Annotated in this window: 16 protein-coding genes and 1 pseudogene; 11 read left to right on the top strand and 6 right to left on the bottom strand. The window is 69.7% G+C overall.

The genetic code is table 11. The annotated features are described in order from the left end of the window. Window positions 1-52 precede the first annotated feature (52 nt). Genes AC2D8W_RS14040 through AC2D8W_RS14030 form a run of 3 tightly spaced genes read left to right on the top strand, consistent with a single transcriptional unit; the run spans window position 53 to window position 2,435 of the window. Entirely contained in the window at window positions 53-514 is a 462-nt protein-coding gene (locus AC2D8W_RS14040; RefSeq protein WP_484672037.1) for a RidA family protein, read from the top strand. Then, window positions 511-1,275 (top strand): glycerophosphodiester phosphodiesterase, encoded by a 765-nt coding sequence (locus AC2D8W_RS14035; RefSeq protein WP_293483547.1) that lies wholly within the window; start codon window positions 511-513, stop codon window positions 1,273-1,275. The genes AC2D8W_RS14040 and AC2D8W_RS14035 overlap by 4 nt, the downstream gene beginning before the upstream one ends. Continuing rightward, window positions 1,272-2,435: a GNAT family N-acetyltransferase gene (locus tag AC2D8W_RS14030; RefSeq protein WP_484672036.1), complete on the top strand. Its 1,164-nt coding sequence runs from the start codon at window positions 1,272-1,274 to the stop codon at window positions 2,433-2,435. The genes AC2D8W_RS14035 and AC2D8W_RS14030 overlap by 4 nt, the downstream gene beginning before the upstream one ends. A gap of 58 nt (window positions 2,436-2,493) precedes the next feature. Here the strand turns inward: AC2D8W_RS14030 and AC2D8W_RS14025 are convergent. Next, window positions 2,494-2,592 (bottom strand): annotated as a pseudogene (locus tag AC2D8W_RS14025) (PEPxxWA-CTERM sorting domain-containing protein); the annotation flags it as partial. A 764-nt stretch (window positions 2,593-3,356) separates the two neighbouring features. On the opposite strand from AC2D8W_RS14025, the gene AC2D8W_RS14020 reads away from it, so the two are divergent. The 3 genes from AC2D8W_RS14020 (at window position 3,357) to AC2D8W_RS14010 (ending at window position 4,520) form a co-directional block, all read left to right on the top strand. Beyond that, the gene (locus AC2D8W_RS14020; RefSeq protein WP_484672035.1) at window positions 3,357-3,734 is read left to right on the top strand and encodes a protease inhibitor I42 family protein; all 378 of its coding nucleotides are present in this window, start codon (window positions 3,357-3,359) and stop codon (window positions 3,732-3,734) included. Between the two features lie 58 nt (window positions 3,735-3,792). Continuing rightward, on the top strand, window positions 3,793-4,230 hold the full coding sequence (locus AC2D8W_RS14015; protein ID WP_484672034.1) for an HIT family protein: 438 nt from the start codon (window positions 3,793-3,795) through the stop codon (window positions 4,228-4,230). A 164-nt stretch (window positions 4,231-4,394) separates the two neighbouring features. Next, window positions 4,395-4,520 (top strand): PEPxxWA-CTERM sorting domain-containing protein, encoded by a 126-nt coding sequence (locus tag AC2D8W_RS14010; protein ID WP_484672033.1) that lies wholly within the window; start codon window positions 4,395-4,397, stop codon window positions 4,518-4,520. On the opposite strand, the gene AC2D8W_RS14005 is transcribed toward AC2D8W_RS14010, so the two are convergent. From AC2D8W_RS14005 to AC2D8W_RS13990, 4 genes are all read right to left on the bottom strand, one after another. After that, complete coding sequence (locus AC2D8W_RS14005) at window positions 4,517-4,933, bottom strand: group III truncated hemoglobin (protein WP_484672032.1); 417 nt, start codon at window positions 4,931-4,933, stop codon at window positions 4,517-4,519. The genes AC2D8W_RS14010 and AC2D8W_RS14005 overlap by 4 nt on opposite strands. Further along, entirely contained in the window at window positions 4,933-5,625 is a 693-nt protein-coding gene (locus tag AC2D8W_RS14000; RefSeq protein ID WP_293483537.1) for an alternative oxidase, read from the bottom strand. Before AC2D8W_RS14000 ends, AC2D8W_RS14005 begins: the two co-directional genes overlap by 1 nt. A gap of 124 nt (window positions 5,626-5,749) precedes the next feature. Continuing rightward, window positions 5,750-8,995 (bottom strand): efflux RND transporter permease subunit, encoded by a 3,246-nt coding sequence (locus AC2D8W_RS13995; protein WP_484672031.1) that lies wholly within the window; start codon window positions 8,993-8,995, stop codon window positions 5,750-5,752. 89 nt (window positions 8,996-9,084) lie between these two features. Next, entirely contained in the window at window positions 9,085-10,155 is a 1,071-nt protein-coding gene (locus AC2D8W_RS13990) for an efflux RND transporter periplasmic adaptor subunit (RefSeq protein WP_484672030.1), read from the bottom strand. A 258-nt stretch (window positions 10,156-10,413) separates the two neighbouring features. Here AC2D8W_RS13990 and AC2D8W_RS13985 point away from each other — a divergent pair, with 258 nt between their 5' ends. Both AC2D8W_RS13985 and AC2D8W_RS13980 read left to right on the top strand, forming a co-directional pair. Continuing rightward, the gene (locus AC2D8W_RS13985) at window positions 10,414-10,854 is read left to right on the top strand and encodes a VOC family protein (protein WP_484672029.1); all 441 of its coding nucleotides are present in this window, start codon (window positions 10,414-10,416) and stop codon (window positions 10,852-10,854) included. An 83-nt stretch (window positions 10,855-10,937) separates the two neighbouring features. After that, the gene (locus AC2D8W_RS13980) at window positions 10,938-11,708 is read left to right on the top strand and encodes an SDR family NAD(P)-dependent oxidoreductase (protein ID WP_484672028.1); all 771 of its coding nucleotides are present in this window, start codon (window positions 10,938-10,940) and stop codon (window positions 11,706-11,708) included. A gap of 6 nt (window positions 11,709-11,714) precedes the next feature. Here AC2D8W_RS13980 and AC2D8W_RS13975 read toward each other — a convergent pair whose 3' ends face one another. Next, window positions 11,715-12,248, bottom strand: coding sequence for a carboxymuconolactone decarboxylase family protein (locus AC2D8W_RS13975; protein WP_293483527.1), 534 nt, complete (start codon window positions 12,246-12,248; stop codon window positions 11,715-11,717). A 140-nt stretch (window positions 12,249-12,388) separates the two neighbouring features. Here AC2D8W_RS13975 and AC2D8W_RS13970 point away from each other — a divergent pair, with 140 nt between their 5' ends. The 3 genes from AC2D8W_RS13970 to AC2D8W_RS13960 all read left to right on the top strand — a co-directional run bounded on the left by AC2D8W_RS13970 (window position 12,389) and on the right by AC2D8W_RS13960 (window position 15,326). Next, window positions 12,389-13,156, top strand: a complete 768-nt coding sequence (locus AC2D8W_RS13970; RefSeq protein WP_484672027.1) for an EthD domain-containing protein — start codon at window positions 12,389-12,391, stop codon at window positions 13,154-13,156. A gap of 120 nt (window positions 13,157-13,276) precedes the next feature. After that, complete coding sequence (locus AC2D8W_RS13965) at window positions 13,277-14,317, top strand: DUF7064 domain-containing protein (protein WP_484672026.1); 1,041 nt, start codon at window positions 13,277-13,279, stop codon at window positions 14,315-14,317. 1 nt (window position 14,318) lies between these two features. Next, a complete protein-coding gene (locus tag AC2D8W_RS13960) occupies window positions 14,319-15,326 on the top strand; it encodes an NAD(P)H-dependent flavin oxidoreductase (RefSeq protein ID WP_484672025.1) in 1,008 nt (335 codons plus the stop codon). Window positions 15,327-15,347: the final 21 nt, after the last annotated feature.

Below are 15,347 nucleotides of genomic sequence, written 5' to 3'. Positions count from 1 at the left end.
TTGCGGGGCTCAGGCCTTTTGCTTTCCGGGGGCCGGCGCTAGACGTCTCCCCATGTCCAAGGTCGCTGAACGCCTGGCCCAGGCCGGCATCGAACTGCCCACCCCGAACGCGCCGGTCGCCAACTACGTGCCGTTCGTGCGCATCGGCGAGCTGGTCCACATCTCGGGCCAGGTGTCGGTCGACGCCGGCGGCGGGGTCCGGGGCGTCGTCGGCGAGGACGTCGACCTCGAGACCGCCATCCGGGCCGCCCGGATCTGCGGCATCAACCTGCTGGCGCAGATGAACGCCGCGTGCGCCGGCGACCTCGATCGCGTGGTGCAGGTTGTGAAGCTGGGCGGCTTCGTGCAGGCGGGCCCGGGCTTCTTCGACATTCCCAAGGTCGTGAACGGCTGCTCGGACGTGATGGTCGACGCGTTCGGCGATGCGGGCCGGCACGCCCGGTCGGCCGTGGGCGTCTACCGTCTCCCGCTCAACTTCGCCGTCGAGGTCGATGCGGTGGTGCAGGTGCGGTGAACGCTCGGTTCGGCCAGGCCTGGGAGCTGCTGTTTCACCCGCCGATCGCACATCGCGGCCTGTGGAGCCCGGACGGTCCCCCCGAAAACTCCCTCGGCGCGTTCCAGGCCGCCTGCGCGGCCGGCTATGGCATCGAGCTGGACGTCCAGCTCTCGGCCGACGGCGAAGCGGTGGTGTTCCACGACGATCGCCTGAAGCGGATGACCGGCCGCGACGGCCGCATCCGCGACTACACGGCCGCCGACCTGGCCGAGATTCGGCTGGCCGGCACGGACGAGCGCATCCCGACCCTGCTCGAGACGCTGGCCCTCGTCGGCCGCCGCGCGATGGTCCACGTCGAACTCAAGACCCCGTTCGGGGAAGTGGGCCCCCTGGAACAGCGGGTGCACGAGGTGATCGGCGACCACAACGGGCCGCTCTGCGTCATCGGGTTCAACCCCTACAGCCATGCCTGGTTCGCCGAGCGCTATCCGGGTGTGCTGCGCGGCCTCGACAGCTGGTCGTGGGATCGTCCCGCCGACATGGCCGCCGACCAGCGCCGGGCGTATCGCGACCTCGAACAGGTGGACCTGGCCCGGCCGCATTTCCTGGCGCTGGGGCTGGACGTCCTCCCGCACCCCCGCGCCGCACAGCTGAGGGCCCAGGGCATGCCCGTGGTGGCCTGGACCGTGCGTGAGCCTGCGCAGTGGGACGCGGTCAGGGACAGCTGCGACAACCTGATCTTCGAGGGCTTCCACCCGGCCCAGGACGCCGCCGCGTGACATTGAGGCCGGCGGTGAGCGTGGCGCGCCGCATCGCCGAGATCGGCCGCGAGGGGTGGGACGCCTGCGCCGACAACCCGGCCTACGCCGGCAATCCCTTCATCCGGTTCGACTTCCTCAACGCCCTGGAGGAGGCGGAGTGCGCGGTTGAGCGGACGGGCTGGGGGCCGCAGCACCTGTCGGTCGAGGACGAGCAGGGGAGGGTGGCCGCGGTCATGCCGCTCTACCTCAAGAGCCACAGCCAGGGGGAGTACATCTTCGACCACGCCTGGGCCGACGCCTACGAGCGTGCGGGCGGCCGGTACTATCCCAAGCTGCTTTGCGCGGCGCCCTTCACGCCGGCGACCGGCGCTCGCCTGCTTTGCCGTCCCGACGTCGACGCCGACGCGGCGCGCGAGATCCTCCTGGCAGGCGGGCTTCAGCTCTGCGAGCGCTACGGCGCCTCCGGCCTCAACCTCAACTTCGTGACCGAGGCCGAGTGGACCTGGCTGGGCGCCAAGGGGCTGGGTCGGCGCGAGGGGCAACAGTACCACTGGCAGAACGCGGGCTATCGCGACTTCGAGGACTTCCTCGGGGCCCTCTCGTCCGGCCGGCGCAAGACGATCCGCCGGGAGCGGCGCGAGGCGCAGGCGGCGGTCGAGATCCACCGGCTGACGGGGTCGGATCTCACCGAGGCGCACTGGGACGCGTTCTTCCGCTTCTACATGGACACCGGGTCGCGCAAGTGGGGGCGGCCCTATCTGACGCGGCTCTTCTTCTCCCTGCTGGGCGAGCGGATGGCCGACCGGGTCCTGCTGGTCATGGCCCGGCGCGGCGGCCGATGGGTGGCGGGCGCGCTGAACCTGATCGGCGAAGACGGGCTCTACGGGCGCCACTGGGGCTGCGTCGAGGACATCCCGTTCCTGCACTTCGAGCTCTGCTACTACCAGGCCATCGAGTGGGCGATCACGCACGGGCTGCCGCGGGTCGAGGCCGGCGCGCAGGGCCAGCACAAGATCGCCCGCGGGTACCTGCCGAAGCCGGTGTTCTCGGCCCACTGGATCGCCGATCCGGCCCTTCGGGGCCCCGTGGAGCGTTTCCTGGCCCAGGAGCGCGCGGCGGTGGACCAGGAGATGGAGTGGCTGGAAGAGGCCTTCTCGCCCTTCAAGGAGGGGAGCTGACATGCAGAAGGCCGCCCGAGGGGCGGCCTTCCCGTCAACGCCTGCGATGGCGCAAGGTCTAGGCGATGACCGCCCGGCGCCGGCGCATCATGGCGCCGACACCGCCGAAACCGGCGATCATCAAGGCCCACGTCCCCGGCTCCGGGATGGCGCCGCTTGAGGCGCCGTAGGTCAGGTCCAGGCGAACGTCGTAGCCCGTCCCCAGAAAGTTGTCCCAGGTCGACGCGTTTGCCGGGCCATTGTTGAAGGCGAAGTATTCGAAGCCGGCAGGCCCGTTCGTGGCCGTCGGCATCGTGGTGGTGCCCTGACCCGTGTTGTCGGCGCCGAAGGTCGTCAGATAGGCGATGAGCAGTTGGCCCGACGTCACGTCGAGGTTCGGCCCAAACGTGTAGGCGCCGGCGTGGTCCGCGGCGACGGCGGTGCTCTGGTACAGCACGCTCGAGATGCCGTTGCCGTTCCACACGCCGATGCCGCCGAAGAGCGTGCCCCCGATAGGCCCGTTCAGGTACAGGCTGAAGCTGTCCAGAGTGCCCGTGACGTGGGCCGTGAAGACCTCGCCGTAGGTGTTCGTGTTCGGCGTCCCGAACGGCGAGATGGAGCCGCCGTTGGCCGTGTTCGAGTAGGACTGCGCCGCCGCCGTCGAACCGGCGCCGATCAGCGCCAGGCCGAGCGCGATGCCCGCGAGAGCCTTGGACATAAGCATTTTCGATATTCCCCCAGGCGGCTCCGCCGTGGAGCCGTGTCGGCCGGAAACTGTTGAGCGGGCGCCGAGTCCGCAAGCAGCTTCCCCCGCAGGTTGAATGCTGAAGGGGCAGCGGAGCGCGGGACGCGGCGGCCGCCTCGTTGCGCCAGCTTGATCGGAGTCAACGACGTCCGCGCCGTAAAGGCGCCAGCCTCGAGTGATGCTCGGGGAGACGGCGAATGAAGTCGACGATTGTGGGACTATCGGTCGCGATCATGCTGGGCCTCGCGGCCTGCGCCCCGATCCCGACGGTGCTCGACACGCCCAAGAACGGTGACACGGTGGCGATATCGGTGGACCAGCCCATGCAGGTCCGCTGGGCCAACCAGAGCCCCGCGCACGGAGCCTGGGTGCTTCAGGCGCCGCCGGCCGACACGGCGCTGAAAACCGTCGGCCGCAAGACCGAACAGCCGCCGGGCGGCGCGATGGCGGTGGATGTCTTCGACTTCGTGGGCGCGCAGCCCGGCTCGCAGCAACTCACCTTCGTCTACCGCCGCAAGGACGGGGTCCCGCCCACGCCCGAGGAGCAGATCACGATCACCGTCGGCGTGAGCTAGGTTCTTTTCGCGGGCGGCGGCGATTGCTACCGAGGCGGCGCCATCTCGGAGGTGCGCCATGAGCCTGGACGGGACCTACGACCCAGCCAACATCTTCGCCAAGATCCTGCGCGGCGAGGCGCCTTGCGTGCGCGTCTTCGAGGACGATCACGTGTTCGCCTTCATGGACGTCTTCCCGCAGGCGAAGGGGCACACGCTGGTCATCCCCAAGCATTCGACGGCGCGCAACTTCCTGGAGGAGGAACCGCAGATGGTCGGCCCCCTGATGCTGGGCGTCCAGCGTGTGGCCAAGGCCGTGCGCGCCGCGCTCAGGCCCGACGGCGTGATGATCAGCCAGTTCAACGGCGCCGCCTCGGGCCAGACGGTGTATCACCTGCACTTCCACATCATCCCGCGCTGGGACGGCGTCCCCCTCGGCCGGCACGCCGGAGGCGGCATGGCCGACATGGAAGAGCTGAAGGCCCTCGCCGCCGAGATCGCAGCCAAGATCGCCTGACGTCGCCGGGGACCAGGTACTGAGTACCCGGCCGTCCCGGCGAAGGCCGGGATCCAGGTGGAGTGGCTTTGGGTTCCGTGGGTTGGGAGCCCTTCCAATCACGTTCTCGCACGTGGATCTGGGTCCCGGCATTCGCGGGGAAGGTTGGAAGCTGTTGAAATGGCGTGCTCACGCCCGAGGCGATCAACCCCGCGGCCGGGGTTCCGGAGCCGGGCGCCTGGGCGATCATGATCACAGGCTTCGGACTGGCCGGGACGATGCTCCGGCGACGCCGGTCCTTGGCCGCCTAGGCGTCGAGCGGCGGGATCTCGCCACGGCTCACCGCCAGACCCAGCGACAGGCTGCGGCCGATCATCCGGGCCTTCTCCATGAAGAGGTCGGCGGCCGCCGGCGGGCACGTCTCGCGGGCGGTTCGCTCGAAGAGATCCAGCCACAGGGGGAAGTGCTCGCGGGCGATCTCGGGGCGCCGGGAATGGGCCGCCATGGGCGAGCCCTTGAAGCGGCCGGTCATCAGCAGCACCGAGGACCAGAAGTCGCAGAGCTTGGCCAGGTGCTCGTCCCAGTCGTCGACGGCGGCGTTGAAGATCGGGCCCAGGACGGGGTCCAGGCGCACCCGTCCGTAGAACGTGTGCACCTGGCGCCGGATCATCGCCTCGTCGACCCCGACCTCCTGGCCAGGGCCGACGCGGGGTCGCGCGTCCATCAGGCCGCCTCGCGCCAGTGCGGCTCCAGCTGTTCGTGCGGCCAGGCGGCCGGGATCTTCACGGGCGGGGCGAGGCCGGCCAGTTCGTCGGCGAAGCCGTGGTTCACGTCGCGGTGGTGCGCCTCGTCAGCCCGGACCACCAGCACCACGTCACGCAGGGTGGCGTCGGCCGGCAGGTTCCAGTAGCGCCGCGCGATCGCCGGGGCGGGGACGTTCGGCGAGCGGCCTTCGTCGATCTCGGCGAGGTAGTGGGTGTAGCTGATCACCGCCTCCTCCTCGAAGTAGCCGACCACACGGTGCGCGGTCTTCGGGCTGACGAGGTAGAGGCCGAAGAAGAACAGGTAGAACACCCACTGCGCGGCCACGACGACGAAGCGCTCGAACGCGGTGGGCCTGGCCACCTCGATGAACGTCATCAGGTGCATGCGCTCGTTCTCGGCCTCGTCCATGAGCGTCTTGATCCAGCCGCGGTCGTCGCACATCCGGCGCAGGCACTTCAGGTGATTGAGCGTGGCGCCGACCATGCCGGGCACGGCGGCCACGGTCTCCAGCACCACCGCGCGGTGCCCGTAGCGCCTGGCGAAGAAGGTGTCGGCGCAGAACCGCAGCGCCTTCACGAAGCCGAAGGCGATCCGGTCCGACGCCCCGCGGGGACGATGGGTGACGGCAAGATCGATGAGGGGAGGGGTCATCGGGGAACTCCGGTTACGCGCCGCCGCGGAGGGTCGCGCCGGCAACGGAGGGAGTTACGCCTCCGCCCGGACTTCCACCATTCGGGTCGCCCCCCTAGGGAGTGTTACGGAGGCGAACGCCGGCCTACTCCGCCGCCTTGGGCAGGCTGTCCCGGCCGTCATCCGCCACGGACTTCCGTCCACCCGCCGCCGGCCGGCGGATGGCGCGGTCCCGCAACCAGCCGAACCGCCGCGAATAGACCTTGGGCGCCGCCAGCATCACGGGCGTGAGCACCAGCGTGAGCAGCGTGGCGAACGACAGCCCCCACACCACGGACGCCGACAGCTGCACCCACCAGGTCGACCCCGGCGCCTTGTACTCGAGGTGCAGGGTGTGGAAGTTCGGGTGGATCTGGAACATCAGCGGCAGCAGCCCGACCACGGTCACCAGGGTGGTCAGCACCACGGGCCGGAACCGCTGCGCCGCCGCTCGGATCGCCGCCTCGTCGGCCGGATAGCCGGCGTGTCTCAAGTGATAGAAGGTGTCGACCAGCACGATGTTGTGGCCGACGACCACCCCGAACAGCGCCACGACCCCCGTGCCCAGCATGATCACCGATATGTACGGGAAGGTGTTGCCCAGGTTGACCTGCACCCCGAGCAGGACGCCCACGGTCGAGAGGATCACCGCCGAGAGCGTGACGACCACGCCGTAGAAGCTGTTGAACTGCCAGAGCAGGATCACGAACATCATGAAGAGGCTGGCGGCCATGGCCGCGGCGAAGAAGCCGACGGCTTCCTGGCCCTCTTCGTCCGCCCCGATGAACTTCCACGTCACCGCGTTGTAGGGCTCCAGGGCCTTCTCCAGCGCCGGGCGCAGGGTGTCGATCTTGAGGTTCGGAGGGACCTTGTCCTTGTCGATGGTGTTGGCCTGCACGATCACCAGCCGCTGGCCGTCGCGCCGCTGGATCTGGGTGACCTGCTGCGCCGGGACCCGCTTGATGAAGTAGCTCGCGGGAACCGGTCCCTGGGGCGTCGTGATCTTCAGCTGCTCGAGCGCGGCGACGTTGCGGGCGCTGGGCGGGAAGCGGACGCGGATGTCCAGCTCGTCCTCGGCGTCGTCCGGCCGGAACCGGCCCATCAGCACGCCGCCGGTGAGGAACTGGATGGTCTGGCCCACCGACAGGACGTCGACGCCGTAGCGCCCGGCCGCCTGCCGGTCCACGGCCAGGTTCCATTCGATGCCGGGCGAGGTGCGGTTGTCCTCCAGCTCCTTGAGCTGGTTGTCCGCCGTGAGCTGCGCCATCACCAGGTCGGCGGCCGCGTTCAGCTGCGCCGGATCGTGGCTGGAGAGCTGGACCTGGATGTCCTTGCCCACCGGCGGCCCGTTCTGCGGCCCGCGCACCTCGAGCTGGAGCCCGGCGACCTCGCCGAGCCGCGCCTTCACGGCGTTCTCGATGTCGTAGCCCGAGAGCCCGAGTTCCAGCCGTTCCTCGTAGTCCACGAAGTCGACCCGGATGCGGCCGACGGTGTCGTTGGGCGCCGAGTTGGGCCCGCCGTTCGACGAGAACCCGCCGGAGCGGACGTAGAGGGACTCGACCCCTTTCACGCCCGCCAGCCGCTGCTCGACCTGCTGCGTGAGGGCGTCCTGCGCCTCGGGCGAGAGGTTGCCGCGCGCCTTGACGAACACCTGCACGAACTCGGGCTCGTCGGAGAAGAAGAACTCGGTCCGGTGCTTGGTGTTGCCGAACCAGACGAAGATCGCCGCCACAATCAGGAAGCCCGCGAGGAACGTCCGGGTGGGGTGGTGCGTCATCGCCGTCAGGCTGCGGGCGTACCAGCCCATGAAGCCCTTCATCTCGCGCGGGTCGCCGTGCTCGGACTTGGCGATCTCGGCCAGGTGCTTCTCGTCCACGGCCGCCTTGCGCGCGAAGATTGAGCCCAGCGCGGGGGTGAAGATCAGGGCCACGAAGATCGAGGCGCCCAGCACGAAGAACAGGGTCAGCGGCAGGAAGCTCATGAACTTCCCGGCGATCGAGTTCCAGAACATGAAGGGCACGAAGGCGCAGAGGGTGGTGAGCGTGCCGTTCGCCACCGGCCAGAACATCCGCTTGCCCGCCGCGGTGAACGCCTCGGTCTTGGGCAGGCCCTCGGCCATGCGCCGGTCGGCATACTCCACCACCACGATGCCGCCGTCGACCAGGATGCCGACCGCCAGCACGAGGCCGAACATCACCATCATGTTCAGCGTGACGCCCATGCCGGTCATGATCAGGAAGGCCAGCAGGAAGCAGATCGGGATCGAGGCGCCCACCATCAGGCCCTGGCGGATGCCCAGGCTGGCCACGATGATCATCATCACCAGCAGGCTGGCCATCAGCAGGCCGGACTCCAGCACCACCAGGGTGCGGCCGATGAAGTCGCTCTCGTCGTACAGGTAGTCGAGCTTCACCGTCGACGGCCACTTCTTGGCCTCGGCCTCGGTCGCCTTGCGGACGATCTCGACGGTCTCCAGGATGTTGGCGCCGCCGCGCTTGGAGACCTCGAGGATGAAGGCGGGTTGTCCGTTGAACCGGCTGACCGTGCTCGCTTCCTTGAACGTGCGGCGCACGTCGCCGATGTCGCCCATGGTGATGATGCGGTCGCCGGCCTTCTTGATCGGCAGCGCCAGGATGTCGGCTGGCTTCTCGACGACGCCCGGCACCTTCACGGCGAACTGGCCGGCGCCCGAGCGCAGGTTGCCCGCCGGCACCAGCTGGTTGTTGCGCCCGATGACCTGCGCCACCTCGCCGGTGGTGACGTTGTAGGCCTCCATCCGGAGGGGATCGATGGTGACTTCGAGCACCTCCTCGCGGCCCCCGGCCATGTAGACCTCGAGCACGCCCTCGGTGCCTTCCAGGCGTTCCTTCAGCGCCGTGGTGATGCGGTGCAGCTCGCGCTCGGGCGCGGCGCCCGAGATCACGATCCCGATGATCGGCTCGCCCGAGAAGTTGTTCTCCTCGATGATCGGCTCTTCCGCATCGGGCGGGAACTTGCCGCGGGCCAGGTCCACCTTGGCGCGGACGTCCTCCAGCGCCTTGTCCTTGTCGAAGTCGGCCTCGAACTCGAGCGTGACCACGGCCGCGCCCTGCCGGGCCACCGCGTTCATCGACTCGATCCCCTCCATCGTCTGCAGTTCGAGTTCCAGCGGCTTGACCAGCAGGCGCTCGGAGTCCTCCGGCGAGACGCCGGGGTAGGGCACAATCACGGAGATGTACGGCAGGTCGATGTCCGGCTCGGACTCGCGCGGCATGTTCAGGTAGGCGAACAGGCCGAAGAGCGCGGCGATGAGGGTGACCCCCAGGACCACCTTCCGCCGCTTGATGGCTCCGTCGATGAGCGGACCGATCATCTTGCTCTCCCGGAGCTGCGCGCCGGGCGCGCGCCCCAAAGTATCTCAAACGCCATGCCGGCGCCCACCGGGACGCCGAAGCCGCCGGCCTAGCGGGCCTGGGCGACGCGAACCTTCTGCCCGTCGGCCACGAACGACTGGCCGACCGTGATCACACGCGCCTGCCCCGACAGCCCGGATATCCACATGCCCTGGGGCGTTTCCTCCAGCACCGTCACCGGCGCGAAGGCCACCCGGTTGTCCGGCAGCACGTGACGGACGCCTTGCCGGCCCGAGGCGTCCAGCACCAGGGCGGACACCGGCACCAGATGCGCGGCGCCGGCGCCGGCGCCGACCCGGAGCTCGGCCGACAGGCCGGAGCGCACGCTGTTGCCCGGGTTCGCGACGGCGATCTCCACGCGGTAGGTGCGCGTCTGGGGATCGGAGTCGCGGGCGACGTAGCGGACGCGGCCGTTCAGCACCTGGCCGCTCACCAGCTTCGCCGTGGCCGGCGCGCCCAGCCGCAGACGGGAGGCCTCGGTCTCGGGCGCGTCCGCGACGACGACCAGGGGATCGAGCTCGATCATCGTGCCGCACGGCTGGCCCGGGGACAGATACGTGCCGATCTCGGCGTCGCGCCGATCGAACACGCCCGCGAACGGCGCCGTGATGTTCACCTGGGCCAGGGCGATCTCGGCGGCGCGGACCTGCGCCTGCGCCGCGTCGAGGTTCGCCTGGGCTTCCAGCACCTGCGTCTGCGACCGATAGCCCTTCTCGGCGAGTTGCTGGGCCGCCTGGCGCTGAAGCTGGCGCGACCGCAGGTTCGCGCGGGCCTGGTCCAGGGAGGCTTGCCGCGCGTCGACGGAGAGCCGGCACAGCACCTGGCCCCGGCGGACGAACGAGCCTTCCGCCGCGGGGGTCGACGAGACCACGCCCGCCGTCTCGGAGCGCACGACCACGGTGCGCGCGGCTTCCGTGCGACCGCGGATGATGACCTGGGTCTCGCGGATCTGCTCGGGCGTCACGACCACCTGGACGCTGGGCGGGCCGGCCTGCGCGGCCGTTGGGGCCTTGGCCTCGGCCTTGCGGCTGTCTCCGCCGAAGAGCGATCCGACGAGGAAGGCGATGACCAGCACGACGCCGACGGCGATGACAAAGACGTACTGCGGCTTCAGGCGCATAAGGCGTTGGTCCCCGGATCCAGATGCGGACGCGTACAGCCCCAGCCACGCCCGTGTCGCCGACTTGTTGCGGCCTGCCGTGCTTGTGATGCCGGCGGTATCCGAGCGCAAATGAATTTGCGGTCACGAACCGCGCCCGCTCTAATTGGCGAGAATGTTCGGCGATTGCAACGTTGTGGCGTTTCGCGTCGGCCGCCTGACCGACGCGGCCTTCGGAACGTCACGTCGCAACCACCTCCAGCCACGGAAGATCCGCTCGTGAAGTACCTGCACACCATGGTCCGCGTGACCGACCTCGACGCCTCGCTCGCCTTCTACTGTGACAAGCTCGGACTTAAGGAAGTCTCGCGGTCGGAGAACCCGGGCGGGCGGTTCACGCTGGTGTTCCTCTGCGCGCCCGGCGACGAGGATCTCGCCCGCGAGCGCAAGGCGCCGATGGTCGAGCTGACCTACAACTGGGACCCGGAGGCCTACACGGGCGGGCGCAACTTCGGGCACCTCGCCTATGCGGTCGACGACATCTACGCCGTCTGCCAGCGCCTGAAGGACGCGGGCGTGGTGATCAACCGGCCCCCGCGCGACGGCCGCATGGCCTTCGTCCGCTCGCCCGACAACATCTCCATCGAGCTGCTCCAGGCCGGACCGGCGCTGCCGCCCGCCGAGCCGTGGGCCTCCATGCCGAACGTGGGGGTGTGGTAGCGTGCGCGTCGTCGCGCCGCGGATGACGTAGCGACAGCCGCTAGCCCGTCTACAGAGGGCGCGCTGAAGGGGAGGCGTCACGCATGGGCGGCAGGGTTCAGGGAAAGGTTGCGCTGGTCACCGGGAGCGCATCCGGGCTGGGGGCCGAGAGCGCGCGCCGGCTCGCGCGGGAGGGCGCCAAGGTGATGCTCACCGACCTCGCCGCCGAGGCGGGGCAGGGCGTGACCGACGAGATCCTGGCCGAGGGCGGCGTCGCGGCGTTCCTGAGCCAGGACGTGGTCGACGAGCCCCGCTGGGCCGAGGTGGTGGCCGAGACCGTGGCGCGGTTCGGACGCCTCGACGTGCTCGTGAACTCGGCCGGGGTCGGCAGCGGCGGCCAGCCGATCCTCGAAGCCACGTTCGAAGGCTGGCGGCGCATCGTCGGCATCAATCTCGACGGCACCTTCCTGGGCGTCCGCTATGCCGCGCCCGTGATGGCGGCGCAGGGCGGCGGCTCGATCATCAACCTGTCCTCGATCCTGGGGAAGGTGGGACTGCCGGGGGCAGCGGCCTACTGCGCCTCTAAGGGCGGGGTGGCGCTGCTGACCAAGGCCGTCGCGCTGGAACTCGCGCCCGCCGGCGTCCGGGTGAACTCGGTGCACCCGGGCTTCATCGAGACGCCCATGGTCATAAACGTGATGCGCGAGTCCGAGAACGAGAACGAGATGCGCGACATGATCATCTCGCGCCACGCCATGGGCCGGCTGGGCGTCCCGCGCGAGATCGCGGACGCCATCGTGTTCCTGGCGTCCGACGAGTCCAGCTTCATGACCGGGTCCGAACTGGTCGTCGACGGCGGCTACACCGCCGCCTGACGGGCGTCAGATCGGGCAGCTCGCGATCTCGAGCTGCAGCATCGCGAGCACGCGGCCGAAGCCGATGTACTGGCCGGTCATCATGGCCAGCTCCAGGAACTCCGCGTCGCTGAAGTGCCGGCGCATGAACGCCACGTCGTCGTCGCCGATGTTGTGGTGGTCCAGGGCCATCTTCTCGGCGAAGTGGATCGCGGCGCGCTCGCGCGGCGTGAAGCCGGCGTTGTCGGCGTCGTCGACCCCGGAGGCCGCCTCGGTCTCGGCCACCACCTCGGGCGCCATGCGCACGGTCTTGCACAGGACGCAGCCGTTGAGCGTGGCGATGCGCAGCCGCACGAGCTCCTTCAGCCGCGGCTCCAGCACGCCCGCGCCGCCGGTGTGCCACGGGTGGTAGAAGGCCTGGTAGGCCTGCACCAGCGCCTCGTTCGGAGCGAAGGCGCGGGCGAAATGGCGGCCGATCCAGTTCTCCTCGGGCGTCGCGTCGTGGATGGCCTTCAGGTAGGGCGGCAGGGCTTCCGGCTCGACCAGGGGCATGCGGGACATGGCGGACCTCCTCCGGGTGGCGTTCTCGTCGGACCATGATGCGCCATTCGCCGGGCGACGCTGCGTCAGGCAGGGCGCTGTTTTTCTTGACGGACGTCCCGTCCGGCGCGCGCACTTCGCGCCATGGTTGGAGGCGCGCGATGATCAAGCTGGTCTACGTCATTGTCCGGCGTGCGGAGCTCTCGGAGGAGGCCTTCCGCAAGTACTGGCTGGAGCAGCACGGGCCGCTGGTGGCGGCCCAAGCCGGGCCCCTGAGGCTGCGCAAGTACGTCCAGAGCCACCCGATCGACGAGGAGGCCAGCGAAGGGATGCGCGCGGTGCGCGGCATGCGGCCCCGCGCCGACGGCCTCACCGAGGTGTGGTGGGACTCGCTCGAGGATTTCCAGGCGGCCTATGCGACGCCCGAGGGCCAGGCGGCCGGCCGGATCCTCGCCGAGGACGAGGCGAAGTTCATCGACTTCGAGAAATCCGCCGTGTTCCTCACCGAAGAGCACCTGATCTTCGACCACACCGGCGGCCGAGGTCCGGCGCCGGGCGCGCCCAAGGCCACCTACCTGCTGACGCGGCGCGACGGCCTGACCCAGGCGGAATGCCACGACACCTGGTTGCGCGACCACGGCCCGCTGGTGGCGAGCTTCGCCGGTCCGCTGAGGATGGCCAGGTACGTGCAGAGCCACGCCATCGCGCCCGAGGTCAACGCCGGCATGCAGGCCGGCCGCAACTACGAGCCGCCGCTCGACGGCATCACCGAGGTCTGGGTCGATCCCGACGCCCAGCCCTCGGCGACCCTCGAGGAGGCCCGGGACGCGGCCATGGCCCTCGTGGAGGACGAGCGCCGTTTCGTGCAGATGGACAGGTCCCGCCTCTTCATGAGCCGCGAGCACGTCATCTTCGACCACACCCGCTGAAAACGGCGTCGTCCCGCGGACGCGCCGCGGGGCGGCGATCCACGGAAGTGATCAACAGGCTTGCCGTTCCCCCGCGTCACGGGCCTTAGCCTGAGGCCCAGACATCCAGGGGAGGACCCGATGGCCAAGGCGCCCGCAGGCTTCAAGACCCGCCTCGAACCGCAGGACGAGTTCCCGCACGATCCCGGCGAGGCGAAGAACTACAACGAAAGCATGTACTTCAACGTCTTCGATCCCGGGAAGAAGACAGGCGGCTGGTTCCGCATCGGCAACCGGCCGAACGAGAACTACGCCGAGATCAGCGTCTGCATCTACCTGCCGGACGGGCGCATCGCCTTCACGTTCGGGCGGCCCGCCATCGAGGGCAACAGGGAGATGGCCGCCGGCGGGCTGAAGGTCGAGGTGGTCGAGCCCTTCAAGCGCCTGCGGGTCAGCTTCTCGGGCAAGGCCCTGCTGCTGGAGCGGCCGCACGAGATGGCCGACCCCAAGAAGGCGTACCGGGAGAACCCGTCCGTCCCCTGCACGGTCGAACTGGACTACGAGGGCGTGTCGCCCATGTACGGCGGCGAGACCGTCAAGGCCGACGGCTCGCCGATCGAGATCGACCCCGAGAAGTCGTTCGCCAAGGCGCACTACGAGCAGCACTGCGCCGCCTCGGGCGTGATCACCGTGGGCGACGAGCGGTTCGAGCTCTCGGGCTTCGGACTGCGCGACAAGTCGTGGGGACCGCGGCACTGGCAGGCGATCGACTGGTACCGCTGGTGCCCGATGAACTTCGGCCGCGACTTCGGGATGATGCTGTCGGTGATCGGCGACGGGAAGGGCGGCGCGCGCCAGGGCGGCATGGTCTTCAAGGACGGCCGCTACGACCTCATCGAAGAGTGCGTGATGGAGAGCGACTGGGACGAGAACGACTACCAGACGGCGCTGCGGGCCAAGGTGAAGACGGAGGCGGGCGACCGCTACGAGGTCACCGGCAAGGTCGTGTCGCTGATCCCGCTCCGGAACCGCCGCACCGCGCCGGACGGCCGGGAACTCACCACCCGCATCACCGAGGGGATGACCGAATACCGCTGCGGCGACCTGGTGGGCTACGGGCTGTCGGAATACCTCGACCAGATCGTGGACGGCGCGCCCACCGGCCGGACGGCGGGGTACTAGGGTGGCGCTCGACCCGAAGATCCGCGCCGGCCTGACGATCCCGGCGATCTGCGCGCCGATGTTCTTGGTGACCGGGCCCGCCCTGGTGCGCGAGGCCTGCAAGGCCGGCGTCATCGGCGGGCTGCCGCGCCAGAACGCCCGCAGCTTCGAGGAATTCGAGGCCTGGCTCGCCGAGATCAGCGATGCGCTGAAGCGCCATCGCGACGCCCACCGGGACGCGCGCGTGGCGCCCATCGCCGTCAACTATCCGACGCGGATGCCCCCGGACGAACTCGCCGCCAACATGGCCGTCTGCGCGAAGTACGGCGTCGAGATCGTGATCAGCGTCGGCGGGGATCCCACCGAGCTGATCGCCCGGGTCCACGACTTCGGCGGCAAGGTGTTCCACGACATCACCAGCCTGCGCTTCGCCGAGAAGGCCATCGCCGCGGGCGCGGACGGCCTCAACTGCATCGGGGCCGGCGGGGGCGGGCACTCGGGCACGATCACCCACCTGGCGCTGATCCCCCGCATCCGGGCGATCTACGACGGGACGCTGGTGCTGGCCGGGGCCGTCTCGACCGGCGCCGTGATCCGGGCCGGGGAGATCCTGGGCGCCGATCTCGCCTACCTGGGCACGCGCTTCATCGCCACCCAGGAGGCCGATGCGCCGGCCGAGTACAAGCAGCTCCTGGTGAGCCAGACCTCCACCGACCTGATCTACACGGGCGACATCGCGGGCGTGCCCGCCAACTGGATGCTCGAATCGATCCGCATGGTCGGCCTCGATCCGGATAACCTGCCCAAGCCCCTGGGCCGCGGCATGCGCCACGATCACCTTCCGCCCGGCGTCGCCCCCTGGAAGAACCTGTGGAGCGCGGGGCAGGGCGTCGACCTCATCGACGACATCCCCACCGTCGCCGAGCTCGTGCGCCGTCTGCGCCGCGAGTACGTGGCGGCCTGCGAGACCCCCAGCATGATCGACGCGGCGCGTCTCGCGGACGAGGCGATGGCGGCGACGGTGCGCTGACGCCCTGTCGCCCGAAGGCCC

The organism is Phenylobacterium sp. T106 (assembly GCF_057219735.1).
Note: the sequence above shows the minus strand (reverse complement) of the source record. Positions and strands in the feature narration are given on the sequence as shown.

What these genes read in the sequence shown, in the direction of transcription:
- AC2D8W_RS14040 (WP_484672037.1), top strand. Translation starts at nt 53, where the DNA reads ATGTCCAAGGTCGCTGAACGCCTGGCCCAGGCCGGCATCGAACTGCCC.
- AC2D8W_RS14020 (WP_484672035.1), top strand. Translation starts at nt 3,357, where the DNA reads ATGAAGTCGACGATTGTGGGACTATCGGTCGCGATCATGCTGGGCCTC.
- AC2D8W_RS14015 (WP_484672034.1), top strand. Translation starts at nt 3,793, where the DNA reads ATGAGCCTGGACGGGACCTACGACCCAGCCAACATCTTCGCCAAGATC.
- AC2D8W_RS14005 (WP_484672032.1), bottom strand. Translation starts at nt 4,933, where the DNA reads ATGGACGCGCGACCCCGCGTCGGCCCTGGCCAGGAGGTCGGGGTCGAC.
- AC2D8W_RS14000 (WP_293483537.1), bottom strand. Translation starts at nt 5,625, where the DNA reads ATGACCCCTCCCCTCATCGATCTTGCCGTCACCCATCGTCCCCGCGGG.
- AC2D8W_RS13995 (WP_484672031.1), bottom strand. Translation starts at nt 8,995, where the DNA reads ATGATCGGTCCGCTCATCGACGGAGCCATCAAGCGGCGGAAGGTGGTC.
- AC2D8W_RS13990 (WP_484672030.1), bottom strand. Translation starts at nt 10,155, where the DNA reads ATGCGCCTGAAGCCGCAGTACGTCTTTGTCATCGCCGTCGGCGTCGTG.
- AC2D8W_RS13980 (WP_484672028.1), top strand. Translation starts at nt 10,938, where the DNA reads ATGGGCGGCAGGGTTCAGGGAAAGGTTGCGCTGGTCACCGGGAGCGCA.
- AC2D8W_RS13975 (WP_293483527.1), bottom strand. Translation starts at nt 12,248, where the DNA reads ATGTCCCGCATGCCCCTGGTCGAGCCGGAAGCCCTGCCGCCCTACCTG.
- AC2D8W_RS13970 (WP_484672027.1), top strand. Translation starts at nt 12,389, where the DNA reads ATGATCAAGCTGGTCTACGTCATTGTCCGGCGTGCGGAGCTCTCGGAG.
- AC2D8W_RS13965 (WP_484672026.1), top strand. Translation starts at nt 13,277, where the DNA reads ATGGCCAAGGCGCCCGCAGGCTTCAAGACCCGCCTCGAACCGCAGGAC.